Source organism: Herbaspirillum sp. SJZ107 (assembly GCF_006715485.1).
In the GTDB taxonomy this organism is placed as follows: domain Bacteria; phylum Pseudomonadota; class Gammaproteobacteria; order Burkholderiales; family Burkholderiaceae_D; genus Telluria.
Genome location: NZ_VFNH01000001.1, coordinates 625,886 through 649,390, shown reverse-complemented (window position 1 = coordinate 649,390; position 23,505 = coordinate 625,886). Strand labels below are relative to the sequence as shown.

Sequence of the window (23,505 nt, the reverse complement as noted above, 5' to 3'; positions counted from 1 at the left end):
TCGCCATGGCGCATCGGCAAAGGGTCCATCGCGACCCTTTGCAGCGGCTTTGCCAGCCGCAGCGGCTTTGCCAGCCGTTTAGCTGGCAACGGTCGTGCTGCGCCATGACAGATTGCGTCCTCGCCCTTACTGCATGCACTGGGCGCGGCAGATGCGGCCCTAGTGCATGCCGCCTCGGCGGCGCTTCATAAAGAAAAGGGCCTGCGTTCAACACGCAGGCCCTTTTTATATGTGCCCGGCTATGCGCCGCGCCGGCGCTCCGCCTTCCTGCCCTCTTCCATCATGCGGCCGCCGGACGCTCACGGCGGAAAATGAAGCGGCCCGCCCGCATGACCAGGCGGAACAACAGGCGCCCGAAGGTCAAGGTCAGGATCGCTTCGACGAAGGTCAACACGAAGGCCGGCGCGGGCGTGAGACGCGCCGCGCGGCGCTGGAACTTCGCCCCCATGCGGTCGCGCGCAACCTCGATGCTGTCATAGAAGGTCGGCACGACGAGCAGGGTCAGCAGGGTCGAGGTGATGGTCCCGCCGATGATGGCGATCGCCAGCGGCTGGTAGAACTGACCGGAATCGCCCATCGCCAGCGCCACCGGGAACATGCCTGCAATCAGCGCAAACGTGGTCATCAGGATCGGGCGCAGTCGCGCACGTCCGGCTTCCATCAGCGCTTCCTCGCGCAGCCGGTTACGCTCCTCGAGCGTCAACGCACGCGTGCCCCATTCCTTCATGAACTCGGCCGGATCCAGCGATGGCGTGACGGCCATGGCCTTCTCGAGCTCGCGCGCGGCTTCGTCCGCCAGCAGCTCCGCCTTGGTCACGGCCTCGCGCGAACGCGCCGCATCCAGCAGCAGGATCGCGTTCTTGGCCACCAGGCCCATCAGCATGATGATGCCGATGAAGCTCATCAGGTTGAGGGTGCCGTGGGTCAGCAGCAGGGCCACCACCACGCCGATCAGCGACAGCGGCAGCGACATCATCACGCCCAGCGGCGCGGTGAAGGAACCGAACTGCATCACCAGGATCAGGTACATCAGGCCGATGCCCGATACCAGCGCGATCGTCATCTGCTGGAACAGCTCGGCCTGGTCCTTGCCGGCGCCGCCCAGCGACAGGCCGTAGCCCGGCGGGAAGTCCATCGACTTGGCCAGCTCCATGGCGTCTTTCGTCACTTCGCCGTTCGAGCGGCCCTGCACGTTGGCCGAGACCGTGATCACGCGCTTGCCGTCCTTGTGCTCGATCGCCGACGGCCCCTTGCCCATCGTGATCTTCGCGATCTGGTCGAGCGGGACCATGGCGTTGGTGCCGGTGACGGCGATCGGCAGGCGTTCGATGTTCTCGGTGCCGACGCGGTCTTCCGGCGCCAGGCGCACCGCCACGTCGCGGGTCTCGCCGGTCGGGTCGACCCAGTCGCCGACCTCGATGCCGGCAAAGGCCACGCGCAGCGCGGTGGCGGCGTCGCCAACCGAAATGCCCATCATGTTCGACAGGCCGCGGTCGAGTTCGATCTGCAGCTCGTCCTTCGGATCCTGCTGGGACAGGGTGACGTCGACCGCGCCCGGTACCTGGCGCAGCTTGTCCATGTAGGCGCTGGTGAGTTCCATCAGCTTGCGCGTGTCGGGCCCCGTGAACTCGATCTGCACCGGCTTGCCGTTGCCGTTGAGTTCATCCATGACCACGTACTCGGCACCCACCAGGCGCGCAATCTTCTGGCGCAGCTCGACCGCGATCTCGGCGGCGCTGCGCTTGCGTTCGGCGCGCTTGCCGATGTCGACGTAGATGCGGCCGCCGCTCGACTGGATGCTGCTGTTGGTTTCCTTGGCTTCCGGCAGGGTGCGGGCCAGCGCGGCCGCCTCTTCCATCTTCAGCTTGGCATAGCCGACCGAGGACGAAGCCGGGGTGCGCACCTCGATCGCCAGCTGGCCGGCGTCCATCTTCGGCAGGAAGGCCGAGCCGCCGAAGTTCACGTGCAGGGCCAGCGCCGCGACCAGGCTGCCGAGGGCGATCACGGCCATCCAGCGGCGGTGGTGCAGCGCCCAGGCGATCACGCGGCCGTAGCGGTCGGCCTGGTGGTCGAACCAGGTGTTGAAGCGCGCCAGCACTTTCTCGATGCCCTTCTTCGGCGCATTGTGGTGGCCTGGCGGGTCGCCCCAGTAGGCCGACAGCATCGGGTCGAGCGTGAACGAGATGAACAGCGACACGATCACCGAGCAGGCCACGGTCAGCGCGAACGGACGGAACCATTCGCCCGAAATGCCGGGCATGAAGGCCACCGGAATGAACACGGCCATGATCGAGAAGGTGGTCGAGGCCACCGCCATGCCGATCTCGGCGGTACCCTCGAGGGCGGCGGTGCGGCGGTCCGCGCCGTTTTCCATGTGGCGCACGATGTTTTCGCGCACCACGATGGCGTCGTCGATCAGCACGCCGATCGCCAGCGACAGCCCGAGCAGGGTCATGAAGTTGAGCGTGAAGCCGCACAGCCAGACCGCGATGAAGGCGGCCATCACCGAGGTCGGCAGCGACAGCGCCGTGATCAGGGTCGAGCGCCAGGAATTCAGGAAGGCATAGACCACGAAAATGGTCAGGCCGGCGCCCAGCACCAGCGATTCGATCACGTTGTTCAGGCTGCGCTGGGCTTCGTCGCCGCCGTCGCGGGTGATTTCCAGCTTGGTGCCTGCAGGCAGTTCCTTCTGGATCTCAGCGACCATCTCGCGGGTCTTCTTGGCGATCGAAACCGTGGACGCTTCGCGCGAGCGGATGATCTGGATACCGACGTTCGGCTTGCCGCTGCGCATGGACACGCTGTTGATGTCGCCGAAGCCATCCTTGACGTCGGCCACCTGGTTCAGGCGCACGATGGTGTCGCCGTTGCGCTTGACCACGATCTGGGAAAAGTCCTGCGGATGTTCGATGCGGCCGACCAGGCGGATGCCCTTCTCGTCCAGCTCGCTGCGTACCTTGCCCACCGGCGCATTGGTATTCTGGCGGCTCAGGGCATTGGTGACCTCGCTGACCGACACATTGTACTCACGCAATTTTGCCGCGTGCAGCAGCACCGACAGCTCGCGCCGCAGCGAACCGTTGACCTGCACGTTGGCGACGCCGTCGATGGCGCGGAAGCGATCGGCCAGCTGGTCCTCGGCCAGGCGCGAAATCTCGGCCAGGCTCTGGCCGCTCGACGACAGCGACAGGTTCATGATCGGCTGCGAGGACGGGTCGACCCGCTGCAGGATCGGTTCGCGCATCTCGATCGGCAGCTTGTAGCGCACCGAGGCGATGGCGTTGCGCACGTCGTCCGAGGCTTCGATCAGGTTGCGCTTGAAGTCGAACTGCAGGACGATGGTCGTGCTGCCTTCGTTACCGTAGGAATTGACCTCGGTAACGCCGGTGATCGCCTGCATCTGCTTTTCGAGACGCTCGATGATCTCGCGTTCGTTGGTTTCCGGCGACGCCCCCGGATACGGCACGTTGACCACGATGATCGGGATCTCGACGTCCGGGTTTTGGTTCACGCGCAGGTGGCTGAGCGCGATCAGGCCCATGCACATCATGCCGATGATCAGCACGAGCGTGGCGATCGGCTTCTTGACACTGAAATTGGACAGGAACATGGCGGCGCTATCCTTTATTTACCCTGGGCAGCGCCGTTGCCGGCGCTGGCGACTTTGGCCGCCGCCATCTCGACCTTCTGGCCATCCTTCAGGTTCGAGCCCGGATGGCGCAGCACGGTGTCGCCGGCCGCCAAGCCGTTGCGGATCTCGAAATTGCCGGTACGCGGGTCGCGCGCGCCCACGCCGAGGTCGGCCTTGACCAGGGCATTGCCCTTGACCTTCCAGGCATAGGTCTTGTCGCCGTTCCTCACCATCGCGCTTTCCGGCAGGGTCAGCGCGTCCGCCACCTCGGCATCGATGCGCCCTTCCGCGTACAGGCCGGCCACGCGCGGCTGGTTGCCGCCGGCGAAGCCGACCAGCACCTCGACCTGGCGCGTGACGTCGTTGGCCGACGGGTCGATGCGGCGCACGGCGCCGCTGAACTGCTGCTCGCCGTAACCATTGACGCGGAACAGGACCGGCTGGCCGACCTTCACCGACGCGATCTTGTCGGCCGAGACCTGGCCTTCGAAGCGCATGCTGGTCGGGTCGATCACCTTCAGGAGTTCCTTGCCGATGGAGGCGGTGTCGCCGTTCGACACCTTGCGGTCGGACACGATGCCGTCGAAGGGCGCGCGCACCACGGTGCGGCCGACCTGCTGGCGTGCCGTCGCCAGGCGCGCGCGCGCCGCCGAGACTTCGCTCTGGGCCGAATTGCGGCGCACTTCGGCATCGTCCAGCGCTTGCGCCGAGGTCATGCCGGACGCCCGCAGCGTCTTGGAGCGCTCCAGCGCGCGCTGCGACTGGTCGAGCGCCTGGGTGGCGGCGCGCAGCGATTCCTCGGCCGACAGCAGGCTGTCGCGGATCGAGGTTTCGTCGAGCTTGACCAGCACGTCGCCGCGCTTGACCGGGTCGCCGTTTTCCTTCAGCACCTGCAGCACGACGGCCGAGACTTCGGCACGCAGGTCGGCCTTGCGTTCCGGCTGGATCGAGCCGGTGATCACCGGGCCGGATGCGAGCGCATCGCTCTGCACCGTCAATACGTCTTCCGCGGACACCAGCAACTGGACCGGCTTGGCGGCATCGGGCTTGGCGGCGTCCGCACCGGGTTTGCCGCAGGCAGACAGCGCCGAGGCAAGGGCAAGGACGATCAGGGTTTTGCGCAGCATTGGTGGATCTCCCGAGAATTGGACTCGTTATTTATTGGAATAGTTGGATACAAAAAGCCAGCGGGCAGTATCGGCGAGGCCGACTTGAGCGTCAATCACGGTCAGGCAAACCGTGGAAATCGTGGGATGAACTGCGGATTTTGGGGATGAGCTGCGGCTGCGGGCGTTTGAAATGCGCGACAAACGCCCGCGCCGGGATTACTTGACGAACAGGTGGTAGACCAGGTTACCCATCAGGATGCCGGTCACGATGCCGCCGCCGATCTCCACCAGGGTATGCCCCATGCGCTCGCGCAGGGTCTTGTGTTCGGCCTGGCCGGCCGCCAGGCGGTTGATCGCCGCGGCCTGGCGCCCCACGTGCCGGCGCAGGTTGTTGGCGTCGATCATCACGATGAAGCAGAGGGTCACGGCGACGCCGAAGGCCGGGTGGCCCATGCCTTCGCGCAGGGCGATCAGGGTCGCCATGCTGGTGACGGTGGCGCTGTGGTTGCTCGGAAAGCCGCCGTTGCCGACCAGGTCGAAAGCCCAGCGGCGCTGGCGCGCGCTGTTGATCAGGAATTTGATCGGGCCGACCACCAGCCAGGTCAGCACGGGGGTCAGCAGATATGTCAGGTCCATGTGTTATCCAGTTAATTAGTACAGAGGCAATTCCGGGCGGAATTATCGCAGAAGCCCTTGCCTACGGCGACATCCGATGCGCCGCCGTGGCCGGAGTTGCGGTTAAACTGCAGTCCAGTGTGGTATTTCAGACAAGGAGTTATTGGATGCAACATTTCAAGCTGTCGTTCGTGGTCACGGCAATCCTGCTGGCGCTGGCGGCATGGTGGGGATACGACCACGGGGGCAGCGCCGGGCTGCTGCAGGCGCTGTGGATCGCCGCCGTGCTCGGTGTGCTCGAAGTCTCGCTCTCCTTCGACAACGCCGTGGTGAATGCCTCCGTGCTGCGCAACTGGAACGATTTCTGGCGCAAGCTGTTCCTGACGGTCGGCATCGTGGTCGCCGTGTTCGGCATGCGCCTGCTGTTCCCCCTGCTGATCGTCTCGATCGCGACCGGACTCGGGCTGGTCGACGTCTGGCACATGGCGGTCAACAGCCCCGACGAGTATGCGCGCAACCTGACTTCCAAGCATGCCGAAGTGGCGTCCTTCGGCGGCGCCTTCCTGCTGCTGGTCTTCCTCAACTTCCTGTTCGATGAAGAAAAGGAACTTCACTGGCTGGGCTGGATCGAAGAAAAGATCGGCAAGTACGGCAGCGAAGGCCTGGCCATCCTGCTGACCTTGCTGGCCGTGTTCGGCTGCATGAGCCTGATGCCCGAAGAGCGCAAGCTGGCGGTGCTGATGGCCGGCGTCATCGGCGTGCTCGTGTATGTCGGCGTCAACTGGTTCAGCGGACTGCTCGAAGAGGAGGAATCCGATCCATCGGTGGGCAAGATCATCTCCCAGGGCAGTATCGGCGGCTTCCTGTATCTGGAAGTGCTGGACGCGTCGTTCAGCTTCGACGGCGTGATCGGCGCCTTCGCGATCACCAAGGACGTCGTCATCATCATGCTCGGCCTGGCCATCGGCGCCATGTTCGTGCGTTCGCTGACGGTCTTCCTGGTGCACAAGGGCACGCTGGAACAATTCGTCTTCCTCGAGCACGGCGCCCATTATGCGATCGGTATCCTGGCCCTGATCATGTTCGCCAGTGTCGAGTACCATATCCCCGAATGGTTCACCGGCTTGTCCGGCGTGGCCTTCATTTTGGTATCGCTGTGGTCGTCGGTGCGCTGGAAACGGCGCGAGGCACTGCAGGGCACCTGAGCCGCAACCCATAACACCTGAAAGGAATCGAGATGGCAATCAGTTTGCAAAAAGGCGGCAACGTCAACCTGTCCAAGGAAGATCCGAACTTGAAAAAGGTCATCATCGGCCTGGGCTGGGATCCGCGCGCGACCGACGGCGCCACCTTCGACCTCGACGGCAGCGCCTTTTTGCTGCGCGGTGACGGCAAGGTGCGCGGCGACGCCGACTTCATCTTCTATAACAACCTGACCTCGACCGACGGCTCGGTCAAGCACACCGGCGACAACCGCACCGGCCAGGGCGAAGGCGACGACGAGCGCCTGCAGATCGACCTGACCCGGGTGCCGGCCGACGTCGAGAAAGTCGTGTTCGCAGTCACCATCCACGAAGCCGACCAGCGCCGCCAGAGCTTCGGCCAGGTCAGCCGCGCCTTCATCCGCTGCCTGAACGCCGACGGCGAACGCGAGATCGCGCGCTACGACCTGTCCGAGGACAGCTCGACCGAGACTGCGATGATCTTCGGCGAACTCTACCGCTATGGCAGCGAGTGGAAATTCCGCGCCGTCGGCCAGGGCTACAACGGCGGTCTGGGGCCGCTGGCGCGCTCGTTCGGCGTCAACGTGTAAATCGGCTGCACTTTACCGGCTGATTCTTTTGACAAGGGCGCGCCCATCGGTAATGATGGGCGCGCCCTTGTTGTCCTTACAGCTATTCCCATCATCGAATTCGAAAACGACCATGCCGATCACCCGCCCGCGCCGTCCCGGCCTCATCATCGCTTCCATCCTCGTGATCGCAGCTGCGCTGTGCGCGCTGTATGTCTGGACCGTGCTGAACTGGTCGTATTCCGAAGGCGAACGTGCCGGCTACCTGCAGAAGCTGTCGAAGAAGGGCTGGCTGTGCAAGACCTGGGAAGGCGAGATCCTGCTGTCGAGCATGCCGGGGGCCATCCCCGAGCGCTTCGCGTTCACGGTGCGTGACGACGCCGTGGTGCGCCAGCTGCAGTCGGCCATGGGCCAGCGCGTACAGCTCAGCTATTCGCAGCACGTCGGCATCCCGACCAGCTGCTTCGGCGAAACCTCGTATTTCGTCGACAAGGCAGTTGTCGGCGGCAGCAATCCGGTGGCGCCGAGCGGCATGTAACCCGCAGCGCCGGTGCCCGTTCGCGCGTGCGCAACATGACAAGTTGGAAACATTGTGCCACCATGTGCTGCTTGTAGAAAAGAAAGGTGGCATATGAACGTACGGATGGCGGGCGCAGCCGCGCTGGCAGCCTGCATGCTGGCCGCAGTGCCGGCTGCGCACGCATCGACGATCGACGAGTTCAGCCTGACGCGGCCCGAGGGCGTGCGCCACTACCTCGTGGTGCAGCCGGATAAACTGGCGCGCAGCAACCGCCCGCTCGTCATCCTGTTGCATGGCAACGGTTCCAACGCCGAGATGATGATCGGCATGGATTCGATCGCCGGCTACCGCTCCGAAGACTGGATCCGCCTCGCCGAGCGCGAGCGCGTGATGCTGATCGCGCCCGACGGCAGCAAGACGCGCAACGGCAAGCGCGCCTGGAACGATTGCCGGGCCGACGCCACCACCAATGCCACCACCGACGACGTCGGCTTCATTGCCGAGCTGATCGACACTGCCATCGCGCGTCTCGGCGCCGACCCGGAGCGCATCTACGTGTTCGGCAGTTCCAACGGCGGCGCCATGGCCTACCGCCTGGCCATCGAACTGGCGCCGCGGCTGGCCGCGATCGGCGTGCAGAGCGCCCTGATGCCGGCCCAGAGCCGCTGCAAGGCACCGATCACGCCGGTGTCGGTATTCGTGTCGCACGGCACCGCCGACCCGGTCATGCCCTATGGCGGCGGCACGGTCGGCAACTGGGTGCTGCGCGAACGCGGCTCCGGCATCGGCGCCGAGGAATCGGTGGCGGTCTGGCGCCGCCTGGCCGGCTTTCCGGAAGCGGCGCAATCCTTCCGCATCCCGCACCTGCAGTCGGCCGATCCCACGTCCGCCGTGCGCTACGTCTGGGGCCACGACCCGGCGCGGGTACAGGTCGAATTCCTGCGCATCGACGGCGGCGGCCACGTGCCCGCCTCCAGGAACGACGACCTGCCGTGGTGGCTGCGCAAGCTGGTCGGCAACATGAACCGCGACGTCGACCTGGCCGAAGAAGCCTGGATCTTCTTCCGCGACAAGCGGGCATCGGTGAAACCATGAGCGCCGCCATCCATCCGCTGGAAGTCGAGTTCATCGCGATCCGGGCACAGGGGCCGGGCGGGCAGAACGTCAACAAGGTCTCCTGCGCGGTGCATGCGCGCTTCGACGTCAAGGCCTCGTCGCTGCCGGACGCCGTCAAGGAACGGCTGCTGGCCCTGCACGATGGCCGCATCACGCGCGACGGCGTGGTGGTGATCAAGGCGCAGGAGTCGCGCAGCCTGGAGCGCAACAAGGAAGATGCCTTGCGGCGGCTGCAGGAACTGGTCGATCAGGCGAGTTCCGTGGCGAAGGCGCGCAAGGCGACGCGGCCGACCCTGGGGTCGCAGCGCCGCCGGGTGGAGGGCAAGGTGCGGGCGGGGAAGATCAAGGCGTTGCGGGGCAGGGTCGCAGAATAATCAGCGACGCTCACGTCGGCCCCGTCACTTGAAACGTCGCCCCTGCGCAGGCAGGGGTCCAAGTTTGCAAGCGTTACGTCAGCGCATATAACTTGGGCCCCTGCCTGCGCAGGGGCGACGTTCTTGCGGCGCGGGCCATACGCTGATTGCTTGGCCCGCCACTGCTCAGCTATTGTTCCGCTGCCTAGCCACCGCATCCGCCAGCCGAGCTGCCGCCTGGGCCGCCGACGGCTGCGTCGAGAACCGGCCGATCACCTCGCGCGCCAGGTCTTCGGATTCGGCGCGCTGCTTGGCTTCGGCCTGGCGGGCCTCGATCTGGCTGCGCAGCGCGCCCAGTTCGGCGACCTGCTCTTCCTGGCGGCCGGCTTCCAGCTCGACCAGGCGGCGCTTGGCTTCCGCCATCTCGCGTGTCGCTTCGAGCGATTTGCGCTGCATGTCGGCGGCGTGCTGGGCGTGTTCCAGCAGGGCGCGCTGGGCGTCGCGCTTTTCCGCCGCCGCCTGGGCGGCGGCCTGCTCGGCCAGTTCGCGCGCGCGGGCCAGCGCCGCCCTCTCCTCTTCCGCCTTGGCGCGCGCCTCGGCGGCGGCGACCGCAGCGCGTTCGGACGCCATGCGCGCGGCGGCCGCTTCGCTGGCGCGGGCATCGGCCGCGGCCTGCTGGCGCTGCGCCGACAGTTTCTGCTCCAGCAGCGCCAGCGCCTCGCGCGCGGCGTCGGCCGCTTCGCGTTCGGCGCCGGCGACCTCCTCGGCCATGCGCTGCTGGCGCTCCTCGGCCGCGGCGCGCTCGGACTGGGCGCGCGCCACCTCGGCCGCGCGCGCCGCCTGGGCACGCACGCGGGCGGCGGCCTGGGCTTCTTCGTTGCGGGTCAGTTCGGCCAGGCGCTCGGCGTCGGCGCGGGCTTCCGCGGCGATGCGTTCGGCCTGGGCGCGTTCGGCCTCGGCCAGCGCCCCCTCGTGCGCGGCGCGCTCGGCAGCGTGGGCAGCGGCGGCGCGCTGGGCGTCGAGCGCGGCCTGGCGCATGTCCAGCGCGCGCTGTTCGTCCTCGAACTGGGCACGGGCCAATGCCGCCTGCTCCTGGTCGGCGGCGATGCGCGCCTGGGCCGCAGCCGCCAGCATGCGTTCGGCTTCGATGCGGTCCTGGTGGGCGTCGTGCGCTTCCTGCTCCAGGCGCAGGCGCTCGCGCTCGGCGTCGAGCAGCGCCTGGGCGCTGGCTGCGCGCGCCTGCGCCGCCTCGGCGGCCTGGCGCTGTGTTTCCGCCAGCGCGCCGGCGGCGGCCAGTGCCGTTTCGTTGGCGGCTGTGGCGGTGGCCAGGGCTTCGTCTGCGGCAGCGGTGGCCTGCGTCAGCGCCTGATCCGCGGCGGCCTGTGCCTCGGCAAGCGCCTGTTCCCCGGCCGCGGTGGCTGCAGCGACGGCCTGCTCCGCGCCGGCATGGGCAGCGGCCAGCGCCGCTTCCGCATCCGCAGTGGCGGCGGCCAGCGCGGCTTCCCCGGCAGCGTTGGCCGTGGCCAGGGCTTCCGCCTGCGCCAGGCTCTGCACCGTGGTCTGCTCGGCCAGGCGGCGCGCGCGTTCGTGCTCCTCGGCTTCGCGCAGCGCGGCTTCGCGCGCGTGCTCGTCGGCGATGGCGCGCAGGCGCGCCGATTCGGCGGCTTCGCGTTCGGCCGCCAGGCGCGCCTGCGACTGCTGGGCTTCGGTTTCCTCCGCGTGGGCGCGCTCCAGCGCCACCTCGCGCAGCTTGCGGTCGGCCTCGATGCGCGCCTCGGTGGCGGCCAGGATGCGGCTTTCGGCATCGCGCCGCGCCTGGGCGCCGTCCTCGGCCATCTGTTCCAGCCGCTCGCGGTGGATGGCGGCGTCGCGCAATTCCTTTTCGGTTTCCAGGCGCATGCGCAGCGACTGGGCGGCGGTGCGCTCGGAGGCCGCCTGGGCCAGCGCGATCGCCTCGCGTTCCTGCTCGATATGGGCCAGCGCGCGCGCTTCTTCCAGCGCGCGCGCCTCGGCGGCGGCACGCGCAAAACTCGAGGCCAGCGCCACCTGGTCGGCACGCTCGCGCGCCAGGGCCAGGTCGAGCGCTTCGGCTTCGGCGGCGGCCAGTTTCTCGGCGGTCTGGCGCGCGGCCTTTTCGGCGCGCTCGCGTTCGCGCGCCAGGATCGCCACCCGGGCATCGGCACTGGCGCTGTACGACACTTCTTCGCGCGCCGCGTGCACGGCGGCCATGCGTTCGGCCGCCTGCAGGCGCGCCTGTTCGGTGTGCTGGGCCAGTTCCTCGGCTTCGCGCACGGCACGCAGGGCCAGCTCGGCGTCCGCCCTGGCCTGTTCCTCGGCACGCTTGCGGGCTTCGTCGGCGGCGCGCAGGCGCGCTTCGGCCGCCAGGCGGATCTCGGTGTCGGACTGCACGCGCGCGCGCAGCTCGGCGGTTTCCTGGCGCATCGCGTCGAGGCGCTCGGCCGCGGCCCTGGCAGCGGCGCGCAGGGTTTCGATGCGGTCGCGGTTGGCTTCGATCGCCTCTTCCGATGCCTGGGCATTGGCCAGCGCCGCGGCAGCGGCCTGGGCGTCGATCGCGGCCCGTTCCTCGGCCAGGCTGCGGGCGCGCGCCTCGGCATGGGCACGGTTCTCGGCCGCCACCGCCGCCTTGGCCTCGGCCTCCACGCGCGCGATGCCTTCCTGGATTGCGCGCTTTTCCAGCTGCTCGCGCTGCGGTTCGGCCGCCGCCGGCTCCGCTGCCGGCGCGGATGCAGACACCACCGGGGCCTGGACCGGCGCCGCCGGCGCCGCGGCGGGCGGTACCGGTGCAGCCGGTCTCAGGTCGATGGTGAAATCGGTGTCGTCCTGGGCGGTAGCGTCATGCGGTGGATCGTGGCGGTCGGTCATGGCGGGCTCGTGGTTGTGATTCTGGCCCCGGACTGGGCCTTGTTACGATTATGCAGGATGCGCACCGCTGCCGTCACGCGGAGCTGAACTGTAAACCCCGGCCAATTCGGCGTTTGGATCACACCGGCCACAGCGGCGGCTCGTCCATCAGCGCCACCTGCTCGCGCAGTTCCAGGATACGGTCTTGCCAGTAACGTTGAGTATTAAACCACGGAAACGCCGCCGGGAAGGCCGGGTCGTCCCAGCGCATCGCCAGCCATGCCGAGTAATGGATCAGGCGCAGGGTGCGCAAGGCTTCCACCAGGTACAGCTGGCGCGGGTCGAATTCGCGGAAATCCTCGTAGCCGGCCAGCACGTCGCCGAGCTGGCGCACCATCTCGGCACGGTCGCCCGACAGCAGCATCCACAGGTCCTGCACGGCCGGCCCCATGCGGCTGTCGTCGAAGTCGACGAAGTGGGGACCGTCGCCGGTCCACAACACGTTGCCGGCATGACAGTCGCCGTGCAGGCGGATGTGCTCGATGCTGCCGGCGCGCTCGAAGCAGCGGGCAACGCCGTCCAGCGCCTGGTCGAGCACGCTGGTATAGGCGGTCAGCAGTTCCGGCGGGATGAAGCCGTGGCCGACCAGGAAGGCGCGCGGTTCGCGTCCGAAGGTGTCCAGGTTCAGCGCCGGGCGCTGCGTGAAGCCGCGCGCCGCGCCGACCGCGTGGATGCGTCCGATGAAGCGCCCGATCCATTCCAGCGTGCTGGGGTCGGACAGCTCGGGGGCGCGCCCGCCGCGGCTCGGGAACACGGCGAAGCGGAAACCGCCGAACCGGTGCAGGGTGCGCCCTTCGAGCACGCGTGCCGGCACCACCGGCACTTCGGCGTCGGCCAGTTCCTGCACGAAGGCGTGGTCTTCGAGGATGGCGGCATCGCTCCAGCGCTCCGGCCGGTAGAACTTGACCACCACCGGCTGGCCCTCTTCACGGCCGACGCGGTAGACGCGGTTTTCGTAACTGTTCAGTGCCAGCAGGCGGCCGTCGCCGCGCAGGCCGACGCTGTCGACGGCGTCCAGCACCATCTGCGGGTCGAGCCGGGAGAACGGATGGCTGCCATCGCGGCCGTCCGGCGGTTGATTATCAAGCTGAATATCCATGTTGACATTGTAAGGCGGGTGACGCCGCTGCGCATCGACATGCACGATTTGCCGAATTTAATCAAATGACTTGGCAGAAAATGCGGCTTCTACCCACGTTAACGCGCGATCACACTGGAATTAATGACGAAAATGTCAATCATTGCAGTCATAACGTGCGTGGACGCACCGAACTGTCCAGTCCGTCTGCGGTTTCATGGCATGACTCACCCCACAAGGAGAACAACCATGAACAAAGCGCTCCCACTGACCGCGCTCGCCGCTGCCCTCGCCTGCAACTTCGCCGCCGCCCAGGATGCCGCCCAGCCGCCGAAGGCGGAACCTGCAATGCAAAAAGTGCTCGATGCCCAGGCATCGCTGAAACCGAAGCCGATCGAGACCCTGTCGCCCGAGCAGGCGCGCCTGCAGCCGACCCCGGCCGACGGCGTCAAGAAAGTGCTGACCGACATGAAGAAAAGCACCGCGCCGGAGCCGGGCGTGACCGTCAAGGACCTGAACATCCCGGCCAATGGCGGCGGCACCATCCCGCTGCACGTCTACGTGCCGGACGGCGCCGGCGCGGGTCCGCTGCCGGTGATGATGTACTACCACGGCGGCGGCTTCGTGATCGCCGACACCAAGGTGTACGACGCCTCGCCGCGCGCGCTGGCCAAGATGGCCAAGGCGATCATCGTCTCGGTGGATTACCGCCGCGCCCCCGAGCATAAATTCCCGGCCGCGCCGGAAGACGCCTACGCCGCCTACACCTACACGCTGCAGCACGCCAAGGAATGGGGCGGCGACCCGATGCGGGTGGCGGTCGGCGGCGAATCGGCCGGCGGCAACCTGGCGACCGTGGTGTCGCTGATGGCACGCGACAAGAAGGCGCAGATGCCGGTGCACCAGCTGCTGGTCTATCCGGTGGTCGACAACGACATGAACCGTCCGTCGTACCAGCAGAACGCCAACGCCAAGCCGCTCAACAAGCCGATGATGGCCTGGTTCTTCAAGCACTACGGCGCCGATCCGAAGAGCCCGTACGCGCTGCCGCTGAAGAACGCGTCGCTGAACGGTCTGCCGCCGGCGACCGTCATCGCCGCCGAGATCGACCCGCTGCGTGACGAAGGCAAGGCCTACGCCGACAAGCTGCAGGCGGCCGGCGTCAAGGTCGACTACAAGCTGTACGACGGCGTGACCCACGAATTCTTCGGCATGGGCGCGGTCGAGCCGAAGGCCAAGGATGCCGAGCAGTATGCAGCCGACGCCCTGAAGAAGGCGTTCGCAGCCAAGCACTAAACAGCATCAACCAGCAGCCGCGCCGCGGATGGGATGCGCTTTTTATGCCCATCCGCGGGCGCAGGCGTTACACTTGCGGATTCAACGCACCGACATCACGCAATAATGAACCTCGAACAACCCCTTTCCGAAAAAGAATTCGACGACCTCGACAACTTCCTGCTGTCCGACCGTTGCGCCGACGACGCCATGACGCTGGACACGCTGCACGGCTACCTGACCGCGATCGCCGTGGGTCCGGAAACCATCATGCCGGCCGAATGGCTGCCGCGCGTGTGGGGCGAAGACAAGACCGCGCCGCAATGGAAGAACCCGAAGGAAGAACAGCGCATCGTCAACCTGATCATGCGCTTCATGAACGAGATCCTGATCACCTTCGAAGTCTCACCCAAGGAATTCGAGCCGCTGTACGTCGAGCATGAATATGAAGGCGAGACCCTGATCGATCCCGAAGGCTGGTGCTGGGGCTTCTGGGAAGGCCTGGAACTGCGCGCCGATGCCTGGGCACCGGTCTGGGACTCGGAAGCCGGTCCGCTGATGCGCCCGATCTACCTGCTGGGCGCCGACGAGATCGAGGAAGAAGAACTGGCCGAGGTCGACAACCCGCGCAAGGCACACAAGCTGGCGCTCGAGATCGAAGCCAACCTGCCGGGCATCTACCGCTTCTGGCTGCCGCGCCGCAAGGGCGCGGTCGAGACCGTGAAGCGCGACGAGCCGAAGGTCGGCCGCAACGACGACTGCCCTTGCGGCAGCGGCAAGAAGTTCAAGAAGTGCTGCGGGGCCGAGGGGTAACTTACTCTACCGTGATGGCCAGGTCGCGCCCCTCCAGCGCCACCTGCCCGCCGTAATCCGCGGCATAGATGCGCAGGATATAGTCGCCCGGCGCCAGCGCATCCACCTGCCAGCTGCCGGGCAGCGCCACCCCGCCCTGCAAGGTATTGTTGACGGCATAGGCAAAGCGCGTCGCCTTGCTGCCGTATACCGTGATGCCGCTGCTGTCGGCATACACCAGCTTCACCGCCTCGTGCTCGCGCGGCAGGCGGTCGTACACCTGCGTGATGCGCGGCGCCTCGAAGCCGGCCACCGGACTGCCGTCCGCCTGCAGCAGCTGGTAACCCAGTTTATAGAGACCGAGCCGGCGCCGCGCCAGGTTGCCGTCCATCTGGTCGTAGACGTCGGCCACGATCGCGACCTGGCCGAGCGCGCGCGCCACCACCAGCCGGCGGCCCTTCTTCGCCGGCAGGCGGCGGCCGCCGGCGTCGTACAGGGCGATGCCCTGGATACGCGGCGCCACCGTATCGCGCAGGCCGGCAAAAGGCAGCGTCAGCGGATTGACCATCGCCCCGCCCGGGTGGTACTCCATGTGGACGTGCGCCATCGGATTGATGGTGCCGAGGGCGTCGCCGACTGCGAAGCGGGCGCCGCGCCGCACGCGCACCCGATCCAGCTTGCCGTCGGCGCCACGCAGCAGCTGGAAGCGCGCGTCGAGCGCCTTGCCGCCGCTGTCGCGTCCGACGCGCATGTGAATATAGTTGAGCGGACCCAGGCTCATGCCCTCTCCCAGCTCGCCAAACGCCCAGTTCGGGTAAGGATCGCTGACCGTCGCCGGCAGGATCGCCAGCACGCGCGTGCCGATGTCGGCGCGGATGTCGAGCCCGGCGTGAAAATGGTCGCGGCTCTCGCCACTGTAATTGCCGCGCACCTCGCCCATCACGCCGACGACTTCATGCGGCTCTCCCTGCGGGCCCACCGGCCACGGCATGGCCGGCATGGCCGCCGCGGCGGCTGCCGGCGCCATGGCCGGCCGCAGTGGCGCGGCCGCCACGGCGCTACCCGGCGCGGCGCGTGGCGGCGCCAGCGAAAACACCTGCAGCGCCTGTGCATCGGACACCACCAGCGCACCGTCGCGCCGCACGGCGATGCCGCGCGGGGCGTACAGGCGCACGCTGCCGTCGCTGGCGTAGCTCGCCTGCGGCGGGCGGTCGGCATCCGGCAGCGCGCGATACTGGCCGTCGGGGGCACGCTGGACGATACGTCCGCCGGCGCCGCCGATGTACAGGTAGCCGTCATGGGTCAGGGCCAGCGCCACCGGGCGCCGCAGCAGCGCGCGCTGGCCGTTGGCGCCCTGCTCGTCTTCAAGCGGCACCGCCAGCGTGCTCACGCTGCCATCCTTGTCGATGCGGCGGATGGCGTCGTTGCCGGTATCGGCGACGAACAGCACGCCGTCCTTGCTCACCGCGATCGCGGTCGGGGTATCGAAGGCGGCCGCGGCGCCGATGCCGTCCAGACCGGCGGGTGTGCCGCTGCCGGCCACCGTGGTCACGCTGCCGTCGCGGCCGATACGGCGGATGCGGTCGTTGTACGTATCGGCCACCCAGACCGTGCCGTCGCGGCCGACCGCCACGCCGACCGGGCCGTCGAAGCGGGCGGCGCGGCCCACGCCATCGAGGTAGCCGGCTTCGCCGCCACCCGCCAGCGTGCTCACGCTGCCGTCGGGTGCCACCTTGCGGATCGCGTTGTTGCCGGTGTCGGCCACGACCAGGTTGCCGAGGCGGTCGATGGCCAGCGCCGACGGCGTGTCGAATGCGGCCGTGGCGGCCGGGCCGTCGGCGAAGCCGGCACGGCCGCCGGCGAAGGTGCTCACCACGCCGTCCGGGCCGATGCGGCGGATGCGGCTGCCGTCGGCCACATACACGTTGCCGTGGGCGTCGACCGCAGTGCCGAAGGGGTCGCTGAAGCGGCTGGCCGCTGCGGCACCGTCGGCGCTGCCCTCGATGCCGTCGCCGGCCAGCGTCGCCACGCGCGCGGTCCATGCGGTCCGGGTCGGGGCTTCGGCGGATAGCCAGACCGGGCGGCCGGGCGTGGGCGGCTGGCAGTAGTCGAAGACGAAGTACAGGCCGGCGACGGCGGCCAGGCCGGCGCCGAATACGAGCGCTGCGATCAGGGGTTTTCGGTTCACACTGGTTGCCTGCTTGTTGCTGAGGCTGCAAGTTTAACCGAAGGGCGCCGCCTCCTACGCAGCGTTCCCCAGACGGCTTTCATAGACGGCCGCCAGCAGGTCGGACTGGCTGACGATCCCCACGAACACCTCGTCCGCATCGACCACCGGGATGTGATGCAGCCCGCGGTTGCTCATCACCGGCACCAGTTCCGCGATCGGCGCGTCGAAGCGGACCGTCCTGGCCGGCGACTGCATGACCTCGGCCACCGTCGCCGGGCGGTCGGCGCGGATGCCCAGCAGGTGGCCGAGCAGGCCCCGCAGGCGGGCGCGCAGGGTCTGGTAGTCGTCGATGCCGACGTGGCGCAGGAAATCGTCCTGGCCGATCATGCCGACCACATGGCGCTGGCCGTCCAGCACCGGCAGCGCATGCAGATGATGGCGGCGCAGCATGTGCCAGGCGGCGTCCAGCGGCAGCGCCGGCACCACCGTCACCGCATCCTTCGACATGATGGCGGCGCAGGTGACGACGCCGAAGCGGCGCTCGAAGGCGCGCATCTCGGTCTCCAGCAGGATCTCCTCGAGGTCGTCGCGGCTGACGTCGAGCACCTGGCCGTAATGCGCCAGCGCCGCGTCCAGGTCTTCCCTGGTGAAGCCGAGGCGTGCAGTCGGCACCGGGTCCTTCGTGGCGTGCACGTTGCGCAGCGCCGTGCCCTGCGGATGCGGGTAGCGGCGTCCGGTCAGGTTGTTGTAGACCAGCGCCACCAGCACGATCAGCGCCGAGTTCAGGCACACCGGCAGCAGCGCGAAGCCGAAGCCGGCCGCCTGCACCGCCGGCCCCCCCAGCACCGCGGTCAGCGCCACCGCGCCGCTGGGCGGGTGCAGGCAGCGCAGGAAGAACATCACGAAGATCGCCAGTGCGCCGGCCAGCGGCGCCGCCAGCACCGGGTTGCCGACCGCCTTGTAGCAGGCGACCCCGATCAGGGCCGCGATGGTGTTCCCACCGATCACCGACCAGGGCTGGGCCAGCGGGCTGGCCGGCACGCAGAACAGCAGCACCGCCGAGGCGCCCATCGGCGCCACCAGGGCGGCCGGCATGGTGCCGGCGGCGCTGCCCACGATCTCGCTCAGGATGAAGGTCACGAACAGGCCGACCATGGCACCGGCCACCGCGCGCGCGCGTTCGGCGCGTGAAATCGTCGTCGGCTGCGGCACGAAGGTGCGCAGCCAGTCCACACTTTTGTCCAGCATAGGGAGGGGCAAGATTATCGGGAAGGTAAGTGTATCACTTTGTGATATATTCGTGGCCATCCCAGCTTCACTGCCCGCCGTGACCCGCCCCCTGTCCAAAGCCGATTTTTCAGCCTTGTCCGAGTTCCGCTACCAGATGCGGCGCTACGAGCATTTTTCGGAAACGGCGGTGCAGGCCGCCGGCATCACGCCGCTGCAATACCTGCTGCTGCTCCACATCAAGGGTTTCGCAGGGCGCGAGTGGGCCACGGTCGGTGAGCTGGCGGAACGCCTGCAGGCCAAGCAGCACGGGGTGGTGGCGCTGGTGACGCGCTGTGAAGCCGCCGGCCTGGTAGAACGGCGCAGCCATGCCGGCGACCGGCGTCGGGTCGAGGTCCATCTGCTGCCGGCCGGCGAAGCGATCCTGGTGCGCCTGGCCGAGATCCACCGCACCGAACTGCGCGCCCTGCAGGGCGTGTTCACGATTCCCAGGCTGGATTGACGATTCTTGAACGTCCACCAACGGCCGAGGCCGCATTCATGTACGATTAGCCGGGTTGTGTAAACACCTCCCCTCTCGACATGAAGGACAAGAACATGAAAAAGACATTCCAGACCACCTTGTTCGCAGCGGTCGCCGCCGCCCTGCTGGCCGGTTCGGCCCACGCCGCCGCCCCGATGGTGAAGACCCCGGCCCCCGGCTTCTACCGCATCATGGTGGGCGACATCGAAGTCACCCCGATCAACGACGGTACCGTCGACCTGCCGATGGACCAGCTGCTGCACCAGAAGCCGGAACTGACGCGCGGCACGCTGGAAAAGAATTTCATGAAGGCGCCGACCGAAACCTCGGACAACGCCTACCTGATCAATACCGGCACCAAGCTGGTGCTGGTCGACAGCGGCGCCGGTGCCCTGTTCGGCCCGACGCTCGGCAAGTTCGTCAACAACCTGAAGGCGGCCGGCTACCAGCCCGAGCAGATCGACGAGATCTACATCACCCACATGCACGGCGACCACGTCGGCGGCCTGGCCAGCAACGGCCAGCGCACCTTCCCGAACGCGGTCGTGCGCGCCGGCAAGGGCGACGCCGACTACTGGCTGAACAAGGCCAACATGGACAAGGCCCCGGCCGACAAGAAAGGCGGCTTCCAGGGCGCGATGGCCTCAATCAATCCGTATGTGCAGGCAGGCAAATTCAAGACCATCGACGCCGCCGGCCCGCTGGTGCCGGGCGTCTCGGCCCTGCCGGAGCCGGGCCACACCCCGGGCCACACCACCTACGTGGTCGAGAGCCGCGGCCAGAAGCTGGTGCTGATCGGCGACCTGATCCACGTTGCATCGGTCCAGTTCGACAATCCTCAGGTGACGATCGGCTTCGACAGCGACGAAAAGGCGGCCTACGCGTCGCGCAAGAAGGTGTTCGACGACGCCGCCAGGAACGGCTACCTGGTCGGCGGCGCGCACCTGCAGTTCCCGGGACTGGGGCATATCGCCAGCCAGGGCAAGGGGTACCGCTGGATTCCGGTGAACTATACGCAGATGCGTTGAGCGCTCCGATGCACTGAGCGAGCGTTTTTTAGTACCTACGACGCTTGCTCGTCGCCCCTGCGCAGGGAGGGGTCCAAGTTCATCGCGGGCCGTTGGCATGTGCCACTGGCAGCGCAAGCAAACTTGGGTCCCTGCCTTCGCACGGACGACAGGCACAAGTCAACTATTCTGTTGTCCGATCCGGGCGCTACCGCCCGATCCCCGCCAGCACTTCCGTCAGCTTCTCCATATCCACCGGCTTCACCAGATGATGGTCGAAGCCCGCCTCCAGCGCCGCCTTGCGGTCCTGTTCCTGTCCATAGCCGGTGACCGCCACCAGCACCATATCGCGCGTGGCCGGGTCGGCGCGCAGGCGCCGGGCCAGTTCGTTGCCGTCCATGTCGGGCAGGCCGATGTCGAGCAGGGCCGCCTGCGGCGGCGTGGCCAGCGCCCGTGCCAGCGCGCTGCGCGAATCGTTTTCCACCTCGACCGCATAACCGCAGGCTTCCAGCAGCATGCCCAGCGTGGCGGCGGCGTCGACGTTGTCGTCCACCACCAGCAGGCGCAGCGGCGCCGGGGCGGCCGTCGATGGGTCGCCTTCTGGCTCGGCGGCGACGGCCTCTTTCATCATTTCCGCCAGCGGCAGCGCGACGTCGAAGCGGCTGCCCTGCCCCGGGCCGGGGCTGGAACAGGCGACCGTGCCGCCATGCAGCTCGACCAGGTGCTTGACCAGCGCCAGGCCCAGTCCGAGGCCGCCCTGCGAGCGGTCGGACGAGCGCTGCGCCTGGGTGAACAGGTCGAACACGTGGGCGGTCAGCGCCGCCTCCATGCCGATGCCCTCGTCGCGCACGCTCAGCAGCAGCTGGGTAGCGGTGGCATGCGCGCCGACCTCGATGCGGCGGCCCTCGGGGGAATATTTGGAGGCGTTGTTCAGCAGGTTGGCCAGCACCTGCACCAGGCGCGCCTTGTCGCCTATGACGGTGGCGTCCGGGTCCGTCAGGTCCACCGCCAGGTGCTGGCGGCGCGCCTCGAACATCGGACGCACCTGCTCGATCGCCTCGTCGACGATGGTGCGCGCCGCCACCGGCGCGCGTGCCAGCGTGACCAGCCCGCGCGTGACGCGCGAGACGTCCAGCAGGTCGTCCACCAGGCTGGTCATGTGCTTGACCTGGCGCCCGATGATGGCGCTGCTGTGGCGCACGCGCGCCTCGTCGAGACGGCCGATCTTCAGCAGCTCGGCGGCGGCGCTGATCGGCGCCAGCGGGTTGCGCAGCTCGTGCGCCAGCATCGCCAGGAACTCGTCCTTGCGCTGGTCGGCGGCGCGCAATTTCTCTTCGGCGCACTTGCGCTCGGTGATGTCGAGGAAGAAGCAGACCAGGCCGCCGTCGCGCGCCGGGTAGGCGCGCAGCTCGAGCCAGGTCGCCACCCCGTCCGGCGCGACATACAGGAATTCGGCGGTGCCGGCGACGCGCTCGCGCATCACGCGGTGGTAGAGACGCTCGGCGTCGGTGTCCAGGTTCTCGGGCCAGACATCCCAGTGGTTGCGGCCGATCGCCTGCGCGGGCGTGCGGCGCGCCAGGCGCGAGCCGGCGGCGTTGATCTCGAGGACGGTCCAGTCGTGGTCGATCAGGATGAAGCCCTCGGCGATCGAATCCAGGATGGTCTGGCTGTGGTCGCGCTCGGCCCGCAGTGCGGCGTGGGCGCGCACCAGGTCGACCGCGGTCCAGAGGCGCTCGGCCATGCTGCGCGCCAGCGCGATCTCGCATTCGCTCCAGCGGTGCGAACGTCCGCAGGCGAGCGCCAGGAAGGCCACCAGCTGGCCGGCCTTGACCAGCGGTACCAGCAGGTAGCCGACCGCGCCCAGCGCGGCATAGGCATCGCGGAAGGCGGCGGTGCGGCTGTCGACGGCGACGTTGGCGACCGCCACCACTTCGCCGCTGCGCCCGGCCCGCGCCACCTCGGGGCCGAAGACGTCGAACGCGTAGCGGCTGCCCGCCAGGCTGGGCAGACTGGGCTGGTGCCAGTCGCGTTCCACCACGAAGGCGCCGCGGACGGCGTCGACCTCGCCGTAGACGACGCGGTCGACACCCAGCGTCTCGCCCAGCAGCGTGCTGGCGGTGCGGATCACGTCGGCGCTGGTCTTCAGCGGACGCAGCGCGTCGGCCAGCGCCAGCTCGAAGGCGGCGCGCCGTTCGGCCTGCACGCGGCCGGTGGTTTCGATGCAGGTGCAATACATGCCCTGCACCTGGCCGCGGCCATCCTGCAACGGCGAATAGGAAAACGTGAAGAAGGTCTGCTCGCTGTAGCCCTTGCGCTCCATCAGCAGCGGCATGTCCTCGAAATAGGCCGACTTGTTGGACAGCGCGCGGTCGGCGATCGGACCGAGGTCATGCCAGATTTCCCACCACACTTCGTGGAAGGGCGCGCCGAAGGCGGCCGGGTGCTTGTCGCCGAGGACCGAGATGTAGGCGTCGTTGTACAGGAAGGTGAGTCCCGAGCCCCAGGCCAGGAACATCGGGAAGGTAGAGCTGACCACCATCGAGACGGCGGTTGCCAGCTCGGGCGGCCAGCTGTCCGCCGGCCCGAGCGGGGTGGCGCTCCAGTCACGTTCGCGCAGGAGGCGCCTTGCTTCGCTGTCGCCGCCTACGCCGGCGGTAGTACGCAGAATATCAGCCATGAGGTGATTTTCGCATACCTCCCGCATAGATTCGCAGTTGCAACATCGTGTCGTGAAAAGTGTTGTCTTTTGACACTTTTCACGACATGTTCTTGCAGTTTTACTTATTACAGCTTAATGAAGTGCTCGCGGTAGTAACGCAGCTCTTCGATCGACTCGACGATGTCGGCCAGCGCGGTGTGCTTCTGCGCCTTCTTGAAGCCCGACGCCAGTTCCGGCTTCCAGCGGCGGCACAGTTCCTTCAGCGTCGACACGTCCAGGTTACGGTAGTGGAAGAAGGCTTCCAGCTTCGGCATGCCGCGCGCCATGAAGCGGCGGTCCTGGCAGATCGAGTTGCCGCACATCGGCGATTTGTTGGCCGGCACGTATTGCTTGAGGAAGGCGATCAGTTCCTGCTCGGCCTGGGCTTCGGTCACGGTCGAGGCCTTGACGCGGTCGATCAGGCCCGACTTGCCGTGCGTGCCCTTGTTCCAGTTGTCCATCTTGTCCAGCGTCTCGTCGCTCTGGTGGATGGCGAACACCGGGCCTTCGGCGATCACGTTCAGGTCCGGGTCGGTGACCACGACGGCCACTTCGATGATGCGGTCGTTGTCCGGATCGAGGCCGGTCATTTCCATGTCGAGCCAGACCAGGTTGAACTCGTTGGGGCGGGCATTGGCTGCCGGGGTGGTGGGTTGTGACATAATTCTCTCTTTGAA

Annotated in this window: 18 protein-coding genes; 9 read left to right on the top strand and 9 right to left on the bottom strand. The window is 67.6% G+C overall.

Annotation, left to right across the window (positions count from 1 at the left end; genetic code table 11):
- Positions 1 to 280 precede the first annotated feature (280 nt).
- From FBX97_RS02875 to FBX97_RS02865, 3 genes are all read right to left on the bottom strand, one after another.
- Positions 281 to 3,610, bottom strand: coding sequence for an efflux RND transporter permease subunit (locus tag FBX97_RS02875; RefSeq protein ID WP_141828734.1), 3,330 nt, complete (start codon positions 3,608 to 3,610; stop codon positions 281 to 283).
- 14 nt (positions 3,611 to 3,624) lie between these two features.
- On the bottom strand, positions 3,625 to 4,758 hold the full coding sequence (locus FBX97_RS02870; RefSeq protein WP_141828733.1) for an efflux RND transporter periplasmic adaptor subunit: 1,134 nt from the start codon (positions 4,756 to 4,758) through the stop codon (positions 3,625 to 3,627).
- A gap of 198 nt (positions 4,759 to 4,956) precedes the next feature.
- Positions 4,957 to 5,376 (bottom strand): divergent PAP2 family protein, encoded by a 420-nt coding sequence (locus tag FBX97_RS02865; protein ID WP_141828732.1) that lies wholly within the window; start codon positions 5,374 to 5,376, stop codon positions 4,957 to 4,959.
- 146 nt (positions 5,377 to 5,522) lie between these two features.
- On the opposite strand from FBX97_RS02865, the gene FBX97_RS02860 reads away from it, so the two are divergent.
- The 5 genes from FBX97_RS02860 (at position 5,523) to arfB (ending at position 9,157) form a co-directional block, all read left to right on the top strand.
- The gene (locus tag FBX97_RS02860; protein ID WP_141828731.1) at positions 5,523 to 6,560 is read left to right on the top strand and encodes a DUF475 domain-containing protein; all 1,038 of its coding nucleotides are present in this window, start codon (positions 5,523 to 5,525) and stop codon (positions 6,558 to 6,560) included.
- 32 nt (positions 6,561 to 6,592) lie between these two features.
- Entirely contained in the window at positions 6,593 to 7,168 is a 576-nt protein-coding gene (locus tag FBX97_RS02855; protein ID WP_141828730.1) for a TerD family protein, read from the top strand.
- A 112-nt stretch (positions 7,169 to 7,280) separates the two neighbouring features.
- On the top strand, positions 7,281 to 7,685 hold the full coding sequence (locus FBX97_RS02850; protein WP_141828729.1) for a hypothetical protein: 405 nt from the start codon (positions 7,281 to 7,283) through the stop codon (positions 7,683 to 7,685).
- 93 nt (positions 7,686 to 7,778) lie between these two features.
- On the top strand, positions 7,779 to 8,762 hold the full coding sequence (locus FBX97_RS02845) for a PHB depolymerase family esterase (RefSeq protein ID WP_255517265.1): 984 nt from the start codon (positions 7,779 to 7,781) through the stop codon (positions 8,760 to 8,762).
- The gene (gene arfB, locus FBX97_RS02840) at positions 8,759 to 9,157 is read left to right on the top strand and encodes an alternative ribosome rescue aminoacyl-tRNA hydrolase ArfB (RefSeq protein WP_141828728.1); all 399 of its coding nucleotides are present in this window, start codon (positions 8,759 to 8,761) and stop codon (positions 9,155 to 9,157) included. The genes FBX97_RS02845 and arfB overlap by 4 nt, the downstream gene beginning before the upstream one ends.
- A gap of 165 nt (positions 9,158 to 9,322) precedes the next feature.
- On the opposite strand, the gene FBX97_RS30335 is transcribed toward arfB, so the two are convergent.
- Positions 9,323 to 12,019, bottom strand: a complete 2,697-nt coding sequence (locus FBX97_RS30335; protein ID WP_141828727.1) for a hypothetical protein — start codon at positions 12,017 to 12,019, stop codon at positions 9,323 to 9,325.
- A 118-nt stretch (positions 12,020 to 12,137) separates the two neighbouring features.
- Positions 12,138 to 13,157 (bottom strand): serine/threonine protein kinase, encoded by a 1,020-nt coding sequence (locus FBX97_RS02830; protein WP_141828726.1) that lies wholly within the window; start codon positions 13,155 to 13,157, stop codon positions 12,138 to 12,140.
- A 228-nt stretch (positions 13,158 to 13,385) separates the two neighbouring features.
- Here FBX97_RS02830 and FBX97_RS02825 point away from each other — a divergent pair, with 228 nt between their 5' ends.
- Together FBX97_RS02825 and FBX97_RS02820 are read left to right on the top strand one after the other, a co-directional pair.
- Positions 13,386 to 14,432: an alpha/beta hydrolase gene (locus tag FBX97_RS02825; protein WP_185748447.1), complete on the top strand. Its 1,047-nt coding sequence runs from the start codon at positions 13,386 to 13,388 to the stop codon at positions 14,430 to 14,432.
- Between the two features lie 105 nt (positions 14,433 to 14,537).
- On the top strand, positions 14,538 to 15,224 hold the full coding sequence (locus FBX97_RS02820) for a UPF0149 family protein (RefSeq protein WP_141828725.1): 687 nt from the start codon (positions 14,538 to 14,540) through the stop codon (positions 15,222 to 15,224).
- 1 nt (position 15,225) lies between these two features.
- On the opposite strand, the gene FBX97_RS02815 is transcribed toward FBX97_RS02820, so the two are convergent.
- Positions 15,226 to 17,391 (bottom strand): gluconolaconase, encoded by a 2,166-nt coding sequence (locus FBX97_RS02815; RefSeq protein ID WP_141828724.1) that lies wholly within the window; start codon positions 17,389 to 17,391, stop codon positions 15,226 to 15,228.
- A gap of 54 nt (positions 17,392 to 17,445) precedes the next feature.
- Entirely contained in the window at positions 17,446 to 18,621 is a 1,176-nt protein-coding gene (locus FBX97_RS02810) for an HPP family protein (RefSeq protein ID WP_141828723.1), read from the bottom strand.
- A gap of 136 nt (positions 18,622 to 18,757) precedes the next feature.
- Here FBX97_RS02810 and FBX97_RS29935 point away from each other — a divergent pair, with 136 nt between their 5' ends.
- Positions 18,758 to 19,102 (top strand): MarR family winged helix-turn-helix transcriptional regulator, encoded by a 345-nt coding sequence (locus FBX97_RS29935; protein ID WP_255517388.1) that lies wholly within the window; start codon positions 18,758 to 18,760, stop codon positions 19,100 to 19,102.
- A 95-nt stretch (positions 19,103 to 19,197) separates the two neighbouring features.
- Complete coding sequence (locus tag FBX97_RS02800) at positions 19,198 to 20,151, top strand: MBL fold metallo-hydrolase (RefSeq protein ID WP_141828721.1); 954 nt, start codon at positions 19,198 to 19,200, stop codon at positions 20,149 to 20,151.
- A gap of 187 nt (positions 20,152 to 20,338) precedes the next feature.
- Here the strand turns inward: FBX97_RS02800 and FBX97_RS02795 are convergent, their stop codons facing one another.
- Both FBX97_RS02795 and orn read right to left on the bottom strand, forming a co-directional pair.
- Positions 20,339 to 22,807 carry an ATP-binding protein gene (locus tag FBX97_RS02795; RefSeq protein ID WP_141828720.1) on the bottom strand — a complete coding sequence of 823 codons (2,469 nt, stop codon included), beginning with the start codon at positions 22,805 to 22,807 and terminating at the stop codon, positions 20,339 to 20,341.
- A 107-nt stretch (positions 22,808 to 22,914) separates the two neighbouring features.
- Positions 22,915 to 23,490, bottom strand: coding sequence for an oligoribonuclease (orn, locus tag FBX97_RS02790; protein WP_141828719.1), 576 nt, complete (start codon positions 23,488 to 23,490; stop codon positions 22,915 to 22,917).
- Positions 23,491 to 23,505: the final 15 nt, after the last annotated feature.

Bases quoted from the DNA above. Each gene is read 5' to 3' on its own strand.
- FBX97_RS02875 (WP_141828734.1), bottom strand. From the start codon at position 3,610: ATGTTCCTGTCCAATTTCAGTGTCAAGAAGCCGATCGCCACGCTCGTG.
- FBX97_RS02870 (WP_141828733.1), bottom strand. From the start codon at position 4,758: ATGCTGCGCAAAACCCTGATCGTCCTTGCCCTTGCCTCGGCGCTGTCT.
- FBX97_RS02865 (WP_141828732.1), bottom strand. From the start codon at position 5,376: ATGGACCTGACATATCTGCTGACCCCCGTGCTGACCTGGCTGGTGGTC.
- FBX97_RS02860 (WP_141828731.1), top strand. From the start codon at position 5,523: ATGCAACATTTCAAGCTGTCGTTCGTGGTCACGGCAATCCTGCTGGCG.
- FBX97_RS02855 (WP_141828730.1), top strand. From the start codon at position 6,593: ATGGCAATCAGTTTGCAAAAAGGCGGCAACGTCAACCTGTCCAAGGAA.
- FBX97_RS02850 (WP_141828729.1), top strand. From the start codon at position 7,281: ATGCCGATCACCCGCCCGCGCCGTCCCGGCCTCATCATCGCTTCCATC.
- FBX97_RS02845 (WP_255517265.1), top strand. From the start codon at position 7,779: ATGAACGTACGGATGGCGGGCGCAGCCGCGCTGGCAGCCTGCATGCTG.
- arfB (WP_141828728.1), top strand. From the start codon at position 8,759: ATGAGCGCCGCCATCCATCCGCTGGAAGTCGAGTTCATCGCGATCCGG.
- FBX97_RS30335 (WP_141828727.1), bottom strand. From the start codon at position 12,019: ATGACCGACCGCCACGATCCACCGCATGACGCTACCGCCCAGGACGAC.
- FBX97_RS02830 (WP_141828726.1), bottom strand. From the start codon at position 13,157: ATGGATATTCAGCTTGATAATCAACCGCCGGACGGCCGCGATGGCAGC.
- FBX97_RS02825 (WP_185748447.1), top strand. From the start codon at position 13,386: ATGAACAAAGCGCTCCCACTGACCGCGCTCGCCGCTGCCCTCGCCTGC.
- FBX97_RS02820 (WP_141828725.1), top strand. From the start codon at position 14,538: ATGAACCTCGAACAACCCCTTTCCGAAAAAGAATTCGACGACCTCGAC.
- FBX97_RS02810 (WP_141828723.1), bottom strand. From the start codon at position 18,621: ATGCTGGACAAAAGTGTGGACTGGCTGCGCACCTTCGTGCCGCAGCCG.
- FBX97_RS29935 (WP_255517388.1), top strand. From the start codon at position 18,758: ATGCGGCGCTACGAGCATTTTTCGGAAACGGCGGTGCAGGCCGCCGGC.
- FBX97_RS02800 (WP_141828721.1), top strand. From the start codon at position 19,198: ATGAAAAAGACATTCCAGACCACCTTGTTCGCAGCGGTCGCCGCCGCC.
- FBX97_RS02795 (WP_141828720.1), bottom strand. From the start codon at position 22,807: ATGGCTGATATTCTGCGTACTACCGCCGGCGTAGGCGGCGACAGCGAA.
- orn (WP_141828719.1), bottom strand. From the start codon at position 23,490: ATGTCACAACCCACCACCCCGGCAGCCAATGCCCGCCCCAACGAGTTC.